This is a genomic window from Pseudomonas brassicacearum subsp. neoaurantiaca, from assembly GCF_013608025.1.
Taxonomy (GTDB): Bacteria; Pseudomonadota; Gammaproteobacteria; order Pseudomonadales; family Pseudomonadaceae; genus Aquipseudomonas.
Genome location: NZ_VDLV01000063.1, coordinates 25,642 through 44,592 on the forward strand (window position 1 = coordinate 25,642; position 18,951 = coordinate 44,592).

At 61.9% G+C, this 18,951-nt stretch carries 16 protein-coding genes; 10 read left to right on the forward strand and 6 right to left on the reverse strand.

Translation table 11 applies throughout. From position 1 onward, the window contains the following. Positions 1-49 precede the first annotated feature (49 nt). Positions 50-1,069 carry a hypothetical protein gene (locus FHK92_RS25995; protein ID WP_181290647.1) on the forward strand — a complete coding sequence of 340 codons (1,020 nt, stop codon included), beginning with the start codon at positions 50-52 and terminating at the stop codon, positions 1,067-1,069. 10 nt (positions 1,070-1,079) lie between these two features. Here FHK92_RS25995 and FHK92_RS26000 read toward each other — a convergent pair whose 3' ends face one another. After that, positions 1,080-1,274 (reverse strand): hypothetical protein, encoded by a 195-nt coding sequence (locus FHK92_RS26000; protein ID WP_181290648.1) that lies wholly within the window; start codon positions 1,272-1,274, stop codon positions 1,080-1,082. Positions 1,275-1,593: 319 nt separating this feature from the next. On the opposite strand from FHK92_RS26000, the gene glsB reads away from it, so the two are divergent. Then, entirely contained in the window at positions 1,594-2,502 is a 909-nt protein-coding gene (gene glsB / locus FHK92_RS26005; protein ID WP_030137932.1) for a glutaminase B, read from the forward strand. 65 nt (positions 2,503-2,567) lie between these two features. Here glsB and FHK92_RS26010 read toward each other — a convergent pair whose 3' ends face one another. Both FHK92_RS26010 and FHK92_RS26015 read right to left on the reverse strand, forming a co-directional pair. Next, positions 2,568-2,897: a hypothetical protein gene (locus FHK92_RS26010; protein ID WP_181290649.1), complete on the reverse strand. Its 330-nt coding sequence runs from the start codon at positions 2,895-2,897 to the stop codon at positions 2,568-2,570. 683 nt (positions 2,898-3,580) lie between these two features. Beyond that, the gene (locus FHK92_RS26015; RefSeq protein WP_181290650.1) at positions 3,581-5,521 is read right to left on the reverse strand and encodes a DNA topoisomerase III; all 1,941 of its coding nucleotides are present in this window, start codon (positions 5,519-5,521) and stop codon (positions 3,581-3,583) included. A gap of 239 nt (positions 5,522-5,760) precedes the next feature. On the opposite strand from FHK92_RS26015, the gene FHK92_RS26020 reads away from it, so the two are divergent. Beyond that, positions 5,761-6,168, forward strand: coding sequence for a response regulator (locus FHK92_RS26020; protein ID WP_181290651.1), 408 nt, complete (start codon positions 5,761-5,763; stop codon positions 6,166-6,168). Positions 6,169-6,336: 168 nt separating this feature from the next. Here FHK92_RS26020 and FHK92_RS26025 read toward each other — a convergent pair whose 3' ends face one another. Beyond that, a complete protein-coding gene (locus FHK92_RS26025; RefSeq protein ID WP_181290652.1) occupies positions 6,337-7,959 on the reverse strand; it encodes an MFS transporter in 1,623 nt (540 codons plus the stop codon). A 207-nt stretch (positions 7,960-8,166) separates the two neighbouring features. Beyond that, positions 8,167-9,810 carry a GMC family oxidoreductase gene (locus FHK92_RS26030; RefSeq protein ID WP_181290653.1) on the reverse strand — a complete coding sequence of 548 codons (1,644 nt, stop codon included), beginning with the start codon at positions 9,808-9,810 and terminating at the stop codon, positions 8,167-8,169. Positions 9,811-9,942: 132 nt separating this feature from the next. Here FHK92_RS26030 and FHK92_RS26035 point away from each other — a divergent pair, with 132 nt between their 5' ends. The 4 genes from FHK92_RS26035 to FHK92_RS26050 all read left to right on the forward strand — a co-directional run bounded on the left by FHK92_RS26035 (position 9,943) and on the right by FHK92_RS26050 (position 14,032). Beyond that, a complete protein-coding gene (locus FHK92_RS26035) occupies positions 9,943-10,827 on the forward strand; it encodes a LysR family transcriptional regulator (protein ID WP_181290654.1) in 885 nt (294 codons plus the stop codon). A gap of 131 nt (positions 10,828-10,958) precedes the next feature. Beyond that, positions 10,959-11,333, forward strand: a complete 375-nt coding sequence (locus tag FHK92_RS26040; protein ID WP_181290655.1) for a c-type cytochrome — start codon at positions 10,959-10,961, stop codon at positions 11,331-11,333. Positions 11,334-11,450: 117 nt separating this feature from the next. Then, entirely contained in the window at positions 11,451-12,749 is a 1,299-nt protein-coding gene (locus tag FHK92_RS26045) for a D-arabinono-1,4-lactone oxidase (protein WP_181290698.1), read from the forward strand. A 74-nt stretch (positions 12,750-12,823) separates the two neighbouring features. Beyond that, positions 12,824-14,032 (forward strand): DSD1 family PLP-dependent enzyme, encoded by a 1,209-nt coding sequence (locus FHK92_RS26050; protein ID WP_181290699.1) that lies wholly within the window; start codon positions 12,824-12,826, stop codon positions 14,030-14,032. A gap of 146 nt (positions 14,033-14,178) precedes the next feature. Here the strand turns inward: FHK92_RS26050 and FHK92_RS26055 are convergent, their stop codons facing one another. Next, positions 14,179-15,123 (reverse strand): SphA family protein, encoded by a 945-nt coding sequence (locus FHK92_RS26055; protein ID WP_181290656.1) that lies wholly within the window; start codon positions 15,121-15,123, stop codon positions 14,179-14,181. A 205-nt stretch (positions 15,124-15,328) separates the two neighbouring features. Here FHK92_RS26055 and FHK92_RS26060 point away from each other — a divergent pair, with 205 nt between their 5' ends. The 3 genes from FHK92_RS26060 (at position 15,329) to FHK92_RS26070 (ending at position 18,945) form a co-directional block, all read left to right on the forward strand. Further along, positions 15,329-16,372, forward strand: a complete 1,044-nt coding sequence (locus tag FHK92_RS26060; RefSeq protein WP_181290657.1) for an AraC family transcriptional regulator — start codon at positions 15,329-15,331, stop codon at positions 16,370-16,372. A gap of 84 nt (positions 16,373-16,456) precedes the next feature. Then, a complete protein-coding gene (locus FHK92_RS26065) occupies positions 16,457-17,209 on the forward strand; it encodes a GntR family transcriptional regulator (protein ID WP_181290658.1) in 753 nt (250 codons plus the stop codon). After that, a complete protein-coding gene (locus FHK92_RS26070; RefSeq protein ID WP_181290659.1) occupies positions 17,206-18,945 on the forward strand; it encodes a fumarate reductase/succinate dehydrogenase flavoprotein subunit in 1,740 nt (579 codons plus the stop codon). Before FHK92_RS26065 ends, FHK92_RS26070 begins: the two co-directional genes overlap by 4 nt. Positions 18,946-18,951: the final 6 nt, after the last annotated feature.

Here is an 18,951-nt window from a genome sequence, read left to right on the forward strand (position 1 = left end):
ATCAGCCTATACTCAGTCTGTGATCCCTTGAGGTTGGGGTGGCGCCGTCGTGCTGCGTTCTCTGATGCTGGCCGTGATGCTCGTTCTGGCGGGGTGCGCCACGTCGCAGCGCGGCCAGCAGGTCGCCACGGTGGCGATTTCCCAGGATACCTGGCGACAGGTCGATCGGCTTATCATTGCCGCTTCGAAAAGCGCTACCGATCAGGCTCAGGTTTATGCCCGCGGCTCGATGGAGCATTGGCGGGTGCTGGTGTATGAACGCACCGAGGCAGCCTTCATTCCGTGGTTCAGCAGCTACTGGACTCAGGAATGGATGGCCGTGAAGGTCAGTTGGTACTCAGCCAGTGCCAAGGGCGAAGCGGATTCTGCGGCCAGGCGCCTGGCGGTTTACCTGCAAGAACAGTATCGCGAGCAAGTGCTGGAACCGGTGGCGCTGGAAATCGATCCCGAAGCGATCAGGGCCAACGCGACACGTTATTACCTGCGCTTGCTCAATCAACAGATCCAGGTGATTGCCCAGCGCCATAGCATCCCGGCTGAATTGATGAACCGGCGCTTGCATGGCATCAGGGCCATCAACCTCGGCCCGCCAGCGGCGCGCAATGCGTCGTTGTACGAGATGGTCCACACCGAACCGATCGATACACTGCCGGCCTATGCGGCGCTGATCGACCATGTCGACAAGGCCGCCGACACTGGTTCAGGTCCGTCCGACGCGGTGATCGCCACGGTGGCGCAACGCACCAGTGAAAAAATCGAAGCGCAATTTGCCACGCGTGGGGCGACCGGCGCGGCGGCGGCCGTGGCCGGAAAAGCGGCTGGGGCACTGATTTCGGTGGGAGTCGCGGGCATCCGCGCGATGATCCACGAGGGCGAACGGCCGGAAATGGAAGCGCAAATCCGCAAGAGCCTGAGCACGGCGTTTGACGAAGCCTGGTTCAAGTCCCTCAAGCATCCCCTCAGCGGGGTTATGGCCGCGGTGTATTACCTGGCCGGGGAAATCGACAGCAACCTGGTGGAAGCGGACCTCGACAATCGGCCGGCGGAGCTGCCTGCCATTGCGCCTTGATCAGTATTTGCTAGTCAGACCCCAGCGTGACGCGGCAACCCTTGCGATGGCGTATCTGTTCGTCCGTAGGACGTTCCTTGACGAATTCGAAGCGCGGTTCGCCTTCGCTGTAGATCACCAGCCACCCCCATTCCAGTTCGCTCTCATCCTGCCCGGGCTGGGGCGGCGCGGCCCACCAGGGTTCTTTTTGCATGATCTGGCGCATCGTGTACCTCCTGCCGGTTGATCCTTGACTATAGACCGCCGGATTTCGCGACTAGCGCCCGCGCCACTTTTTGAAACCCATGGACGGACGCTTTTGTGGCGAGGGAGCTTGCTCCCGCTGGGCCGCGCAGCGTCCCCTCATCCAATCGCTCGGTCTGTCCGGTTGCGGCGACCAGCAAGGAGGCTGTTCCACAGCCCAGCGGGAGCAAGCTCCCTCGCCACGGTTTTTTTGGCCAACCCAGTGTGCTCTGATTCGCCTGACCAGCGTCTAGCGTCTGTATCCCCGCACTCGAACGGGGAATGACGGGACCCCTGCGCATATGCAAGCACTGTTGAACGAGATCCTCGATGCGGTTCGCCCCCTGATCGGTCAGGGCAAGGTGGCCAACTACATTCCCGCCCTCGGCACCGTGGCGGCCAATCAGTTGGGCATTGCCGTGTATAGCAATGATGGCGAGATGTATTGCGCGGGCGACGCCGCAACGCCTTTCTCAGTGCAGAGTATTTCCAAGGTGTTCAGCCTGGTGCAGGCGATCGAGCATTCCGGCGAGGCCATCTGGGAGCGCCTGGGCCATGAGCCGTCCGGCCAGCCGTTCAACTCCCTGGTACAACTGGAATTCGAGCGCGGTCGGCCGCGTAATCCGTTCATCAACGCTGGCGCGCTGGTGATCTGCGATATCAACCAATCGCGCTTCGCCGCTCCCGCATTGTCGATGCGCGATTTCGTCCGACGGCTGTCGGGCAATCCCCAGGTGATGGTCGATGGCAAGGTCGCCGAGTCGGAATACCAGCACCGGGCCCGCAATGCGGCGATGGCCTATCTGATGCAATCCTTCGGCAACTTCCATAACGATGTGGAAGCGGTGCTGCGCAGTTACTTCAGCCATTGCGCGCTGCGAATGAACTGCATCGACCTGGCCCGGGCGTTTTGCTTTCTTGCCAATGACGGTTTCTGCAAGCACAGCGGCGAGCAGATCCTCAGCGCTCGCCAGACCCAGCAAGTCAATTCCATCATGGCCACCAGCGGCCTTTACGACGAGGCGGGCAACTTCGCCTATCGTGTCGGCCTGCCGGGCAAGAGCGGTGTGGGCGGCGGGATCGTCGCCGTGGTGCCAGGGCAGTTCACGGTCTGCGTCTGGTCGCCGGAGCTCAACGCGGCCGGCAACTCCCTGGCCGGCATGGCGGCGCTGGAATTGCTTAGCCAACGGATTGGCTGGTCGGTGTTCTAGTTTCCCGTTGCACAAAAAAGGGCCCGCTCCTGAGTCAGGAGCGGGCCCTTTTTGTTTGTGGAATATCAGCAGAGGCGGTCGATGACCCGGACCTCAGGCGAGTGCTGCACCGATTGCCAGGCTTGGGTCAGCGTTTGCAGCACGCGGCCCATGTAGTCTTTATCAGCGGCGGCTTTCTTGCCGACGTAGCCTTGGCCACGACGGTACATCTTCAGCCGGGCACACAAGTCTTGCTGGTGCTTGTCGAATTCGTCTTCCTGGGTGAAAGGCGACAGGCAGTCCATATGAACCTGGCCGGTCTTGCTGATCCACAGGATATGGCTATCCAGGCTGTCCTTGTGTGCTGCGAACATGCGAGCCAGTTCATCAATAGATGGTTGATTGTTCAGATTCATGTGTAAGCCCCTTGACCATTTGGTTGATCTGTCTGGTGGTTCGCAAAACTTCGCTGTTCGGTAAGTACCTGCCTGATACCGAAATCAGGCCGTCAGCGTTCGTCCGCCGGACTCGGCGGGTTCGTGCATCGGTTGTGTAGTGTTAATCGAAGGGCTGCTACGCAAATGCGCTACAACGAGGAGAAACAGCGAAGAATCTTCAGGCCAGTGTCGACTTTCGAGGGTCGAGCCCATGCGTCATGAGGATTGATCGCCAGCGTTTCTCGTCCTTGTCACCGGACGGTCATGCCAGGTCAGCACCTTCAATCTGCCTTGTGGGCAGTCCCTTATCCAAAAAAACAGCTCGGCGGTCAGACGAGCTTGCTCAAACATTTGCCTGTACTCCCGATCGGGGAGACGTCTGCATCATGCAAGGCGAAATCGGAGGCGTCAACGGTTTTGTAGTGATTATTTTTAGTCACTACATATTGTCGGACAAAAGGGTTTGGGTATGAGAAACCAGCTGCGGTTGGGTAACCCAATCCTTGATGAGGGATTTATTCGTGGCGAGGGGATTTATCCCCGTTGGGTCGCGAAGCGGCCCTCTGCATTTCATCAGAAGCACTGCGGTGCCAGTTGTTTTTGGGTGCGCTTCGCACCCCAGCGGGGATAAATCCCCTCGCCACAGAAGACCTTCTTTGAGTTCAAGTGGTCTTGCTGGCCTTGCGCGGCGCACCGCCAGCCTTGCGCTTGGTCGGCTTGCGTTTTTTCTTCCATGGCGCCGCCCCTCGCCCGGCGGGGCTGGCCGGGCCGTTGATGGTCAGGCTCATGCCTTGGCAGCGGGCCACATGCTTGCTCATCCAGGCGGCTTGCCGGGTGACGAACTCCTCCAGGCTCATCTCACCGCTTTGCACCATGTCCAGCGCTTGTTCCCAGATGGCGGTGGTGCCAGGATCGGCGATCGCCCGCGGCACCGCGTCGATCAGGCTGAAGGCCGCCGGGGTGGCGGACAGGGCCTTGCCGTTTTTCACCAGGTAGCCACGGTCAAGCAGGCCCTGGATGATCGAGGCCCGGGTCGCTTCGGTGCCGATGCCGGTGGTGTCCTTGAGTTTCTGCTTGAGCAGCGGATCCTCCACCAGCTTGGCGACGTTTTTCATCGCCTTGATCAGGTCGCCTTCGGTGAATGGCTTGGGAGGCTGGGTCCAGAGGTCCTTGGGTTTCACCTCGTCCACCACGCAATCTTGACCTTCGGCCAGTGCCGGCAGGGTTTGCGGGGCGGGTGCCTCGCGGCCTCGTGCGGGCGCCAGGGCTTCGGGCAGGGCGCGTTTCCAGCCGGGCTCGACGATCTGCTTGCCGACCGCACGCAGGTCCTGCCCGGCACAATCGAAATCGGCCTGGGTCCGGTCGTATTCATGGTTGGGCAGGAACTGCGCCAGGTAACGTGCGCGAATCAGCGTGTAGACGGCGCGTTGCTTGCCGGCGAGCTTGTCGAGGTTCTTCGCCGCCGCCGTGGGGATGATGCCGTGATGCGCGCTGACCTTGGCGTCGTTCCAGGCCCGGGATTTGCGCTGTGGCTGCAAGTGATCGCGCAGCGGGGCGAGCCCCGGGTCGGCCTGGGCGAGGACGGCCAGGATGGCGGGCGCCTCGCTGTGCTGGCTCAAGGGCAGGAAACCGCAGTCACTGCGCGGATAGGTGATGAGCTTGTAGGTTTCGTAGAGCGATTGGGCGATGTCCAGGGTCTCCTGGGCACCGAGGCCGAGCTTCTTCGAACAGACTTCCTGCAGGGTGCCCAGGTCGAATGGCAGCGGTGCCGCCTCGCGCAGGCGTTCGGTGCGCACCTTGACCACCCGGGCGGTGGCGGCGTTGGCCATGGCCTGTGCGGCTTCCCGGGCCAGGGCCTGATTCAGGCAGCGGTCCTGGTCGTCGCAGGCATCCGGGTCGGCGCGCCACTGGGCGGTGAATGCCGTGCCGGCGTGGCTTAGCTGGACGTCGATGGCCCAGTAGGCGACCGGTACGAAATCGGCGATGCTGCGGTCGCGGTCCACCACCAGCCGCAGAGTCGGTGTCTGCACACGGCCCACCGGGAGGACGCCCTGATAGCCGGACTGGCGTCCCAGCAAGGTGAACAGCCGGCTCATGTTCATGCCGATCAACCAGTCGGCCCGGGAGCGACCGAGAGCCGAATGGTACAGGTTGAAGGTTTCCGCCCCCGGCTTGAGGGCGGCAAGGGCCTTGCGGATCGATGCTTCGTCCAGGGCCGACAGCCACAATCGTTGGATGGGCCCGCGATAGCGGCAATGCTCCACCAGCTCCCGGGCGATCATTTCGCCCTCGCGGTCGGCATCCGTGGCGATCACCAGTTCCTTTGCTTCACCCAACAGGCGCTTGACCGCCTTGTACTGGCTGGCGGTCTTCGGCTTGACCGTCATCTTCCATTGCGCCGGCACGATCGGCAGATCCGCCAGTACCCAGCGCTTGTAGCGGGCGTCGTAGGCATCGGGCGGGGCGGTTTCCAGCAGATGGCCGATGCACCAGGTAACCGTGACGTTCGCGCCCAGCCAGCAGCCGTCGCCGCGCCGGGTGGCGCCCAGCACGGCGGCGATGTCCTTGGCCTGGGACGGTTTTTCACACAGGTACAACCGCATAGCGCCTCTTCCTAAGCAGGTTTCATGGGGCGCTAGCATGGTCAGGGATCGACGCCGGGGCAAGCTTTATCTGTATGGATATACAGATAAAACGTTGCGCTGCGTTGCGACGATCGCCAGGCGCAACGCCCGGCGCCTGTGTGGACAAGCAGAATGAATTAATCGCCAGGGCATCGCTCATAACTTGCAGAGCGGGTGAAACCGCAAGGCAAGTTAATGGAATCAGGGAGAGTCACTTCATGAATTCGATGCCGAAGGGCAACGGACAGGCGACCACACGTTTGATTCTCGTTGTTGAGGATGACCCGACCATCCTGGAGTTTCTCTGTGAAATCCTGGAGGACGAAGGTTTTGTCGTCGAGCCTCGGGAAAGCGCCGATTCGGCGTTGACCTTTCTTGAGGAAAGCGCCGATTACGTGGATCTGCTACTCACCGACATCACCATGCCTGGGGCAATGGACGGAGCCGACCTGGCGAACCTGACCGGGGATCGCTGGCCGCAGATTCCGCTACTGATCATGTCCGGCTACGAGACGCCGGAAAGCGCCGGGATCAAGCATCAGGCCTCGTTCATTGCCAAGCCGTGGGCGCTGGGGCAGATGCTGGATCTGGTGGAAAGCACGGTCAAGAGCCATCAAGTACATTGAACAAATGATGCGGCCCCGCGGCGAGGACCTTGCTCCCGCTAGGGCTGTGTAGGAGCTGGCGAAGCCTGCGATCTTTTGATCTTGATCTTTCGCTTGGGATTCAAGTGGCAGGGGAAAGATCGCAGCCTCGCTTCGCTCGGCAGCTCCTACACAGCTCCCGCCGGTTTTTCAGTTTTTATCCAGGTCCACGTTCCGCGTTTCCCGCAGGCAGATCATCCCGACCACCAGGCTCACGCCCGTAATCACCACCGGGTACCACAGCCCGTAGAAGATATCTCCGGTGTAGACCACCAGGGCAAACGACACCGTGGGCAGGAAACCGCCGAACCAGCCGTTGCCGATGTGGTAGGGCAGGGACATGGAGGTGTAGCGGATCCGGGTCGGGAACAGTTCGACCATCAGCGCCGCCAGCGGTCCGTAGCACATGGCCGAGATAATGATCAGCGCGACGATGAGGGCGACGATCATCGGCCGATTGATCTGCTGGGCATCGGCTTTTTGCGGATAGCCCGCCAAGGTCACTGCGCCGCGCAGGGCGGCCTCGTCGTAGCCTTCGAGTTTCACGTCGCCGACATTCACTTGCACCGGGCTGCCGGCCGGTGCGGCGACGCTGCTGTAGGGCAGGCCTTGCTTGACCAGGAAAGTCTTGACCTTGTCGCACGGGCTGTCGAAACGCGCCTTGCCCACTGGGTCGAACTGGAAGGTGCAGGTGGCCGGGTCGGCGATCACACTGATCGGCGCCTGGCGGCTGGCTTGGTCGATGGCCGGGTTGGCGTAATGGGCGAGGGTCTTGAAAATCGGGAAGTACAGGGCGGTCGCCAGCAGCAGGCCGATCATCAATACCGGTTTGCGCCCGACCTTATCCGACAGCCAACCGAAAAAGATGAAGAACGGTGCGCCGATCACCACGCTGACAATCAGCAGGCTGTTGGCCAGGGCCGGGTCCATCTTGAGGAATTGGGTGAGAAAGAACAGCACGTAGAACTGCGCGGCGTAGAACGTCACCGCTTGCCCGGCGTTGATGCTGAACAGGGCGATCAGCACCACCTTCAGGTTTTCCCATTTGCCGAACGATTCGCGGATCGGTGCCTTGCAGCACTTGCCTTCTTCTTTCATTTTCAGGAAGGCCGGCGACTCGTGCAGGCTCAGGCGAATCCAGGTGGAAATGCCCAGCAGCAGGATCGACAGCAGGAACGGGATGCGCCAGCCCCAGACCTCGAATTGATCGCCGGTGAAGTAGCGGCAACCGAGGACCACCAGCAGCGACAGCAACAGCCCGAGGGTCGCGGTGGACTGAATCCAACTGGTGTGGAAACCGCGCTTGCCGATGGGTGCGTGCTCGGCGACGTAAGTCGCCGCGCCGCCGTATTCGCCGCCCAGGGCCAGTCCCTGGAGCATGCGCAGCACCACCAGGATGATCGGCGCAGCGATACCGATGCTGGCGTAGTTGGGCAGCAGGCCGACGCAGAAAGTGGCCAGGCCCATGAGCACGATGGTCGCCAGGAAGGTGTACTTGCGGCCGATCATGTCCCCCAGCCGCCCGAACACCAGCGCACCGAACGGCCGCACGATGAAGCCGGCGGCGAAGGCCATCAGGGCGAAAATGAACGCGGTGGTGTCGTTCACCCCGGCGAAGAACTGTTTGCTGATCACCGCCGCGAGGGCGCCGTAGAGGAAAAAGTCGTACCACTCGAACACCGTCCCGAGGGACGAGGCGAAGATGACTTTCTGGGTTTCCTGGCTGGTGCCGGCGCTGCGCGTGGCTTCCAGGGGCTGAACATGTTCAGACATAGCGGTATCCCTCACAGTGATTGTTTTTGTTGTTCCACTGCGACGCCGGGTGGGGCGTCTCCTGATTTGACGCACTTTCCTTGAATCGACTCATGCCCCCTGTGGGAGCGAGCTTGCTCGCGATAGCGGTTTGTCTGAAACGTAGGCGTTGGATGTGCCGCCGTCATCGCGAGCAAGCTCGCTCCCACAAGGGAGCTTCTGAGATCTTCAGACCGTGGCCGGCTCCTTTTGGCTCGTGATGCTTACGGTGGCGGGTTCGAGGATCATCCGCGCCGCCTTCTCGGCAATCATCAACGTTGGCGAGCAGGTGTTGCCCGAGGTGATTCGCGGCATGATCGAGGCGTCGGCGATGCGCAGGCCCTTGATGCCGTGCACGCGCAGTTGCGCATCCACCACTGCGTCGCCGTCCTGGCCCATGCGACACGTGCCCACCGGATGGAAAATCGTCGTGCCGATGCGGGCGGCGGCCTGGTGCAGTTCCTCTTCGGTTTGCAGGCTCGCGCCCGGCAGGTATTCCACCGGCTTGAAGGCGCCGAGGGCCGGGGAGGCGACGATCCGTCGGGTCAGGCGGATGGCGTCGGCGGCGACCCGCAGGTCTTCTGGGTGGCTCAGGTAATTGGGCTGGATCAGCGGCGCCTCACCCGGCTCGGCCGAACGGATGTCCACCCGCCCGCGGCTCATCGGGCGCAAGTCACACACCGACGCGGTGAACGCCGGGAAGCTGTGCAACGGTTCGCCGAAACGTTCCAGGGACAACGGTTGCACGTGGTATTCGAGGTTGGCCGAGGTCTGTTCCGGCCCCGAGCGGGCGAACGCGCCGAGTTGGCTGGGGGCCATGGACAGCGGGCCGCTGCGGTCATACAGGTAACGCAGGCCCATGCCCATCTTGCCCCACAGCGTGCCGGCGATCTGATTCAGGGTGCGGGCGTTTTCCAGTTGATAGATCAGCCGCAGTTGCAGGTGATCCTGCAGATTGCCACCCACGCCCGGCAACTCGTGCGTCACACCGATGCCCAAGCGTTGCAGCAGGCTGCGCGGGCCGATCCCGGAACGCTGCAAGATGCCCGGCGACCCGACGGCGCCAGCACACAGGACGATTTCCTTGCGAGCCTTGAAGCTCATTGTCTTACCTTGCCAGCGTGCGCTGACAGCGTGGGCGCGGTCATCGCGCAACAGCACGCGGTCGACTTCGACCTCGGTCAGCACCGTCAGGTTGGGGCGATTGCGAATCGGCTTGAGGAAGGCCTTGGCCGCGTTCCAGCGCACCCCGGCCTTCTGGTTGACCTGGAAGTAGCCACACCCTTCGTTGTCACCGCCATTGAAATCCTCGACGCTGGGGATGCCGCTCTGTTCGGCGGCGGTGCGGAAGGCATCGAGGATCGGCCATGACAGGCGCTGGCGTTCGACTCGCCATTCGCCGGCCGCGCCGTGGATTTCGGAATCGCCCGCGAAGTGGTTTTCGCTCTGCCTGAACAATGGCAGCACGTCTTTCCAGGCCCAGCCAGGATTGCCTTCGGCGGCCCAGCCATCGTAGTCCGCGGCCTGGCCACGCATGTAGATCATGCCGTTGATTGATGAACAGCCGCCCAGGACCTTGCCGCGCGGATAGCTCAGGGCGCGTCCTTGCAGGCCCGGTTGGGCTTCGGTCTTGAAGCACCAGTCGGTGCGCGGGTTGCCGATGCAGAACAGGTAGCCGACCGGGATGTGAATCCACGGATAGTTATCGCGCCCGCCGGCTTCGAGCAGCAGCACCCGGTGTTGCGGGTTGGCCGAAAGCCGATTGGCCAGCAAGCACCCGGCAGGGCCGGCACCCACGATCACGTAATCGTATTCATCGACGACAGGTTGCATTCGCGACCTCGTTTATTGTTTTTGTGGCATTCATCCTAGTTGTTAGTTTTCGTCAAAAGAATGTTAGTTTTTGCGCAGCCGCTGTGTGTTTATAAACAGTCCTGCCTTCAGGCCCACCCAAGGATCGCCCCCATGTTCGACTGGAATGACTTGCGTTATTTCCTGGAGCTGCAACGCAGCGGGCGTTTGTTGACGGCTGCACGGCGCCTGAATACCACTCACGCCACGGTGGCGCGGCACATCGAGGCCATCGAGAAAAGCCTCGGCACCGCGCTGTTCGTCCAGCATGCCCAGGGCTACGAGTTGACCCCGGCCGGCGAGACGTTGCTCAAGCATGCCGAAGCCATGGAGAACGTGGCATTGCTGGCCCAGGAGGACATCACCCAATCCAGCGCACCCTTGGGCAAGATCCGCCTGGGGGTGACGGAAGGGCTTGGCATCATGTTCCTGGCCAGTCGCATGGACGGGTTGTTCCAGCGTTATCCGGGGCTGGAGGTGGAACTGGTGGCGGTGCCGCGCTTCGTCAGCATCCTCAACCGCGAGGCGGAAATCAGCATCCACCTCGAACGCCCGGCGGCCGACCTGTTGGTGACGCGCAAGCTCACCGACTACAGCCTGGCGCTCTATGCCAGCCAGGCCTACCTGGATCGCTCGCCGCCCTTGCGCAGCCGCGAGGACTTGGCCCGACACGCCTGGATCGGCTACGTCGACGACCTGTTGTTCAGCCAGGAACTGATGTTTCTCAACAGCTTTTGCCGCAAGCCTCGGGTGGTGTTCCACAGCACCAGCGTGATCGCCCAGCAACAGGCCGCGCGATCGGGCCTGGGGATCGCCGTGTTGCCGTGCTACATGGCCAGCGGCGACCCGACGCTGGTGCCGCTGTTGCCGGACGAAACCATCCGCCGCAGCTACTGGATCAGCACCCGCCGCGAACTGCACAAGTCCGTACGGTTGCGCGTGCTGTGGGATTACGTGGTGCAGTTGTGCGAGCGCGAGCAGAGGTTGCTGTTGCCCTGAGCATTGCCCGGTGGCGAGGGTGTCCGCTCAAGTCCGATTTATGGCCCGCAATGACCTCAAGCCAAAACGCTGGGGTGCCTTAGTGTGGAAGCTGTCAGACCCACAATAAGAAAGCGCCGCGAGAGGGCCCTATGCGGTTACCTAGGTTTTCGCTGCACCCTGCCATTTCCATCGTGTTACTCACCCTGTTGGCAGGTTGCGATGACGCACCCACGCCACCCACGCCACCCACGCCCACCGCGATCACGGCCATGCCCGGCGATGCGTCGCTGGCTCGGACCTACGACAGCAGTTGCAAGCTCTGTCACGCCAATCCCGCCGCCGGAGCGCCGTTGACCGGCGATACCAATGCCTGGGCCCCGCGCCTGGCACAGGGCGCCGAGACTCTGCTCGATCATGCGATCAACGGCTACAACGGCATGCCACCGATGGGGCTGTGCATGCACTGTTCCGAGGAGCAGTTCCTGGCCCTGATTGCCTTCATGTCTGGACAACGATTCCAATAATCCAACAAGGGGTTTTCCGGCATGACCATGGATTACTCGAGACGTCGATTGCTGCAACAGGCCGGCGTTGTCGCGGCCCTCACTGCGCTGGGCAGCCAGGGCGCATTGGCCGAACTGATGCGCGCGCCGCGATTGATTCCGTGGCGCAATTGGTCGGGCGCCCAAAGCTGCCTGCCTGCCGCGCGCCTCGCCCCTCAGGATCTGGATGAACTGGTGCAGGTGGTGCGTCGCGCCGAGGGGCGGATCCGCCCGGTGGGTTCCGGCCATTCCTTCAGTGCCTTGGTGCCCACGGATGGGACCTTGCTCTCCTTGAGTTTTTTCAGCGGCCTGCTGGATCACGACGCGGCCAGCCTGCAGGCGGAGTTCGGCGGTGGTACGCCGATGTCGCGCATGGGCCCGGCGCTCCAGGCTATCGGCCAGGCGCTGCCGAACATGGCCGACGTCGACTACCAGACCCTGGCCGGTGCCATCGCCACCTCGACCCATGGCACGGGCAAGGCGTTCGGTTCCTATTCCTCCCAAGTCATCGGCCTGCAACTGGTCACGGCCAATGGCGAGGTGCTCGATTGCGATGCCAGGCAGCATCCCGAGGTGCTCAATGCAGGCCGGGTATCCCTGGGCGCCTTGGGGCTGATAACCCGCGTGCGCCTGCAAAACCGCCCGTCCTATCGATTGCGCGAACACCAGTGGGTCGCCAAGACCGAGGAATTGCTCGAAGACGTGGAAGCCAACACCCGCGACAACCAGCATTGGGAAATGCAGGTCGTGACGCACTCGGACTATGCGTTGTCGATCACCTTGAACGAAACCACCGACCCCGCCACGCCGCCCATCAGTCCCGAGGAGGAGGGCGGCAACGAATTCGTCAGCGTGATCGAAAACCTCGACAAGTACGGCAGTGATTTTCCGGCGACCCGCCGGGCCTTGCTCAACAGCCTGCGCTGGGTGGCCGATTTCGATGATCGGGTCGGCGACTCCCATGATATCTACGCCAACGCCCGCACCGTGCGCTTCAACGAAATGGAGTACTCGGTGCCGGCTGACCAGGGCCCGGCCTGCCTGCGGGAAATCCTCGCGCTGATCCGCGACAAGAACCTGCGCACCTGGTTTCCCATCGAGTATCGCTACGTGAAGGCCGATGACATTCCCTTGAGCATGTTCGAAGGCCGGGACAGCTGCGCCATCTCCGTGCACCAGCATTACCAGATGGATCACCACAACTTCTTCGCGGCCATCGAACCGATTTTCTGGAAATACCAGGGGCGCCCGCACTGGGGCAAGTTGCATTCGCTCAACGCCAGGACACTACAAGCGTTGTATCCGCGCTGGGATGAATTCGTCCGGGTGCGCCAGGCCCTGGACCCGGGCGGCAAGTTTCTCAATGGGCATCTTTCGACAATCCTGGGGGTGAACTGATGGGCTTCAATCGTCGTCGCTTCCTGGCGGGAACATTGGGCGCCGGGGTGTTGCTGGCGGGCGTCGGTGCCTGGTTGCGACCGCGGGATCAGGGTGCGCCGTACAGCGAATACTTTCGCCAGCTCAACCTTGAGCTCAAGGCCCATGGCCCGGTGCGCCCGGTGATGCTCATCGACCTGGATCGACTCGACCACAACATCGACGTGGTGAAGGCGTCCGTACAACGCGCCGGCAAGCAATTGAGGCTGGTGGAGAAGTCCTTGCCGGCGCCCGGCCTGCTGAATTACATCGCCCAGCGTGCCGAGACCCGGCGGTTGATGTCGTTCCACCAGCCGTTTCTCAACCATGATGCGTTGCAGTTTCCCCAGGCCGATATCCTGCTGGGCAAACCCCTGCCGGTGCGTTCCGCCGAGCTGTTCTACACGCTGCACAAAGGTCCGTTCGACCCGTCGCGTCAGTTGCAATGGTTGCTCGACACGCCTGAGCGACTGGAACAGTACCGAGCGTTGGCCCAGGGGCTCGGCGTTCGCATGCGGGTCAACCTGGAGCTGGACGTCGGCCTGCACCGGGGCGGGATCGTTGACGAGGCGAGCCTGGACGCGATGCTCAGGTTGATCCGCGCCCATCCGGCGCAACTGGAGTTCGCCGGGTTCATGGGTTACGACCCCTTTGTCGGAATGGGCGTGCCAGAGATCGTCGCAACGCCGCAGACACTGCTGGCGCAGGTAATGGCGATCTACCGCGCGCGCGTGGATTTCGTGCGTTTGCGCTATCCCGATCTCTGGCATCCCGGCCTGACGCTCAACACCGCCGGCAGCCCCAGCTATCGCATCCATGAACAGGAAAGCCTGAGCACCGAGGTGTCGGTGGGCACGGCCATGCTCAAGCCCAGCCACTACGATTTGCCTTCGCTGAGTGAACACGTGCCGGCGGTCTACATCGCCACGCCGGTGTTGAAACGCACCGGCGCGGTGAACATCCCGGCGCTGGACGACACGTCACGGATTTTTTCCTGGTGGGACGTGAACCAGCGCGAGACCTTTTTCATCTACGGCGGCAACTGGATGGCCGACCTTGAATCACCGCCCGGCTTGCAGGTCAACAATCTGTACGGGCGCAGCTCCAATCAGGAAATGGTCAACGGCTCCGCGGCGGTGGGGCTGGGGCTGGAGGACCAGGTGTTCCTGCGGCCGACCCAGACCGAATCGGTGTTGCTGCAGTTTGGTGACTTGCTGGCGGTGCGGGCGGGGAGGATTGTGGAAAGTTGGCCGGTTTATAGCTGACGGCTGGATGGATGAATTGAAATCGCCACCGTTTCAATGTGGGAGCGAGCTTGCTCGCGAAAGCGGTGTGTCAGCTTGCAGAAATATCCGCAGTGCGGTCGCCATCGCGAGCAAGCTCGCTCCCACAATGGTCATGGGCCGGCCGCTTAAAACGCAAACGGAATACTGATCTTCGCCCAGAGCATCTCGCCTTCGGGGCGGTTCTCCACGTCGAATTCCTTGGCCCAGCGGATCTCGGCGCTGGCGTATTTGAGGAAGGTCACGTGCAGCGCCGGGCCGATGGCGAACACCTCGCCGCGCACGCCGTCGTCCACGTCCTGCCCGGCGAATTGCACGGTGCGGCCGTACTGTTTGTCGTCGGTGGTCTGTTTCAGGTAGTAGCCGTTGAGGCCCACCGTCACGTTATCGTTCAGCCGGTAGCTGGCGGAATAATCGAAGTGGAAAATCTGCCCCGAGCGGTAATCGGTGTCCTTGTTTTCGCGGTTGAAGCTGTAGGTGGTTTTCATCGACAGCTCGGTGTTGTCCGTGGGCAGCCAGGTGAAGGAAAACAGTGGTTTGTAGGTGTAGAAATTATTGCTGGTGTTGGCCAGTCGATCGGCATCGTATTCACCGGTCGGCACGGTGATTTCCACCGCGGCGGCCAGTGTCAGGTGCTTGCCCATGTCCCAGAGAATGATGGGCGAAACGGTGGTGTCGCCCATGCTTTCGCGCGTGTCACTCATGCCGAAGGCCGCGACCTCCTGCTTGAGCCAGGGCTGCGCGACGTAGATACCCAGTCGCCCGCCGGCCACTCGCAGCGGGCTCAGGTAGTCGATGCGCGGGATCACCGCCGTGGATTCGATTTCGACGCCCGGCACTTCGCCGCCCAATGAGCTGATGTTGAATTTTCGGGCCTTGTAGTGGTTGTAGTAGAGGTTGAACGCAACCATGTGGTCCGGAAGGCTATCGACCTCCAGCGGCAGCACATAGAAGCCATCGGTGCCGGTGCCGATGTTGTCGACGCCGGATTCGGTGGCCAGGGCCGGCAAGGCGTTGGCGCAAGCCAGGCCCAAGGTCAGTTGCAAGGTGAATCGCGTACGGATCGGGTTCATGGAGGGGCTCGTTATTATTGTTGGAAACGCACCAAGGGTCCGAGCCATAGAAATAAGCCGTTCGCCGCCGCCAGGGCAGGGTATTGGCGGCCATTGAGGGGACTTGAGCGGCCAGATTATTGGCTGCCTATATTCCCTGGGCCATGCTAACGTTTAGAAACAACCGGTTACAAAAACGCCTCCTAACGTGCCCCGGAACCCGCCCATGCAGATGAAAGTCATCGACCCCACTTTTGAGCTGGCGCTGGTATCACCTTTCCTGCTGCAGACACTGGTCGAAGTGGTGGCGGATAAAGGCTTCGACGGGGCGATCCTGTGTCGTGGCCTGGGGTTCGGCCTCGATGACCTGCAAGACCCGACCCATCGCATTTCCCATCGCCAGGCCGTGGTCATGATTCAGCGGGCGCTCAAGTTGTTGCCTGACCAAGGGTTGGGATTGTGGGTCGGCGACCGCAACGTGCTGGGCACCCTGGGTTTGCTGGGACACGTATTGTCGTTGTGCGAGACCTTGCGCGACGTGTTCGCCCTGGGGGTGCGCTACCAACGCACCACCGGCGGCATCGCGCAAATCAGCACCGAAGAATCGGGCGACCGGATCACGGTCGAGGCGACGTGCCGACTGCCCTTTGCCGACGTGCAGGTGTTTGCGGTCGAAGAGTTCTTCGCCAGTGTGTTGGTCTATGGCCGGGCGCTGGCGGGCCCCGACTTCAAGCCGCAGGCGGTGGAGTTCATACATGCCGCGCCGCCCTACGCTGACGAATATCAGCGGATCCTGGGCCCCGCCGTGCGTTTTGGTTGTCGAAACAACCGCATGCTGATCGATGCCTGTTGGTTGGATATGCGCCTGCAAACTCACCACCCGCTGGCCCTGCGCCAGGCACTGGCTTTGCTGGAGCAGGAGGCCGTCGAGGCCCACCAGAAAATCGATCTGATCCAGGCCGTGGAGCGGGCGATTGCCCGGGACCTGGGTCGTGGCAGCCATATCGAAAAAATCGCCAGTGACCTGAACATGAGCAGCCGCACCTTGCGCCGGCGCCTGACCGAGCACAACTTGACCTTCGAAGCCTTGCTCGAACAAGTTCGCCGCGGCCGTACCTTGAGTTTGCTGGCCAATCCCGAATGGTCCATCGAGCGCATCACCGAAGAAGTCGGCTACAGCGATGTGCGCAGTTTCCGCCGGGCGTTCCGACGCTGGACCGGCATGAGTCCGAGCGCGTTTCGTAACGAGGGCGCCGAAACCCGGCTCTAAGGTTATGTCCAAACGGTATTTCTCAAGCCATGGGTAGTTTTCCTAAGATCACGTCATAACTCGTTATGACAAGTGAAATTAACCATGCCGGAAAACGTTCTTTCCCTCAGCAGCGTGCCGCTGCACACGCAACTGCGGGACGTGCTGCGCGCACGCATCCTCGATGGTGAATACCCCCAGGGCAGCCAGATGCCGTCGGAAAGCGAGCTCGGCGCGTTGTTCAGCGTCAGCCGCATCACCGTCCGCCAAGCCTTGGGCGATCTGCAAAAGGAAGGGCTGATCTTTAAGATCCATGGCAAAGGCACCTTCGTCGCCAAGCCCAAGACCTTCCAGAACGTCAGCACCCTCCAGGGTTTGGCCGAATCCATGACCGGGCGCGGTTTCGAGGTGATCAACCGCCTGCGCAGCTTCAAGTTCATTGCGGCGGACAAGTCAGTGGCCGAGCGCTTGAAGCTGGCGGAAGGGGACGTGGTGGCGCAGATCAAGCGGGTGCGGCTGATCAACCGCGAGCCGGTTTCCCTGGAAATTACTTACCTGCCCAAGGCGCTCGGTGAGCGCCTTGAAAAGGCCGATCTGGTCACCCGCGACATTTTCTTGATCCTGGAAAACGATTGCGGCCTGGCCCTCGGTCACGCAGACCTTGCCATCGATGCGGTGCTGGCCGACAGCGACCTGTGCCAGGCCCTGGAAGTGGAGGCCGGCTCGCCCGTCATGCGCATCGAGCGCCTGACCCATGGCGCCGACGGCCAGCCACTGGACTTCGAATATCTCTATTACCGCGGCGATGCCTTCCAGTACCGCTTGCGGATCGACCGGCAGAAAGGGACGCAGGCATGACCCAAAGCTCAAGAAGCATCCTCGAACAGGAATACGACATCGTCGTCATCGGCGGTGGCACCGCCGGCCCCATGGCCGCGATCAAGGCCAAGGAACGCAACCGCGACTTGCGCGTGTTGTTGGTGGACAAGGCCAACGTCAAGCGCAGCGGCGCCATCAGCATGGGCATGGACGGGCTCAACAACGCGATCATCCCGGGACACTCGACGCCTGAGCAATACACCAAGGAAATCACGATTGCCAACGACGGCATCGTCAACCAGGCGGCGGTGTACGCCTACGCGACCCACAGCTTCGAAACGATCGAGCAACTGGACCGCTGGGGCGTGAAGTTCGAGAAGGACGAAACCGGCGACTACGCGGTGAAAAAGGTTCACCACATGGGCGCCTACGTGCTGCCGATGCCGGAAGGGCACGACATCAAGAAGGTCCTGTATCGCCAGCTGAAACGGGCGCGGGTGAGCATTACCAACCGGTTGGTCTGCACCCGGTTGCTGACCGACGAGGAGGGCGCGGTCAACGGTGTGATGGGCTTCGATTGCCGCACTGCTGACTTTCATGTGATCAAGGCCAAGGCGGTCATTCTTTGCTGTGGCGCGGCGGGACGCTTGGGGCTGCCGGCCTCCGGCTACCTGATGGGCACCTATGAGAACCCGACCAATGCCGGTGATGGTTATGCCATGGCCTACCATGCCGGCGCCGAGCTGGCGAACCTGGAATGCTTCCAGATCAACCCGTTGATCAAGGATTACAACGGCCCGGCGTGCGCCTATGTCACCGGCCCCCTCGGCGGCTATACCGCCAACAACAAGGGCGAGCGTTTCATCGAGTGCGACTACTGGAGCGGGCAAATGATGTGGGAGTTCCACCAGGAACTCGAAGGTGGCAACGGTCCGGTGTTCCTCAAGCTCGATCACCTGGCCGAGGAAACCATCCAGAACATCGAAGAGATCCTGCACAGCAATGAGCGGCCCAGCCGCGGGCAGTTCCACGCCAACCGTGGCACCGACTACCGCACGCAGATGGTCGAGATGCACATTTCCGAAATCGGTTTTTGCAGCGGTCATTCGGCCTCGGGCGTTTGGGTCAACGAGCGGGCGGAAACCTCGGTCAAGGGCCTGTACTCGGCGGGCGACATGGCGGCGGTGCCGCACAACTACATGCTCGGTGCGTTCACCTATGGCTGGTTTGCCGGCAACAACGCCGCCGATTTTGTGGCGGGGAAGGATTTCTCGGCGCTGGATGCCGGGCAGATCGAGCGGGAGAGGGCGCGTGTCTACGCGCCGCTTGAGCGCGAGCATGGCCTGCCGCCAGCCCAGGTGGAATACAAGCTGCGCCGCTTCGTCAACGATTACCTGCAACCGCCGAAGGTCACGAAAAAAATGCAGATCGGCCTGCAACGCTTCAGCGATATCCAGCGCGACCTGGACCAGATCAAGGCCCATAGCGCCCACGAATTGATGCGCGCCATGGAAGTCAGCGTGATCCGCGACTGCGCCGAAATGGCCGCCCGGGCCTCGTTGTTTCGCGCGGAAAGCCGTTGGGGGCTGTACCACTATCGAGTCGATCACCCGCAGCGCAACGACAGCGACTGGTTCTGCCATTGCCATTTGAAGAAAGGCGAGGACGGCACGATGACCTCGTTCAAGAAAGCCGTCGAGCCCTACATCATCGCCCTCGATGCCGACGAGCTGCAGGCCTACGACCGGCTGCGGGTCGGTGCCGACGCGGCGTGAACCCTA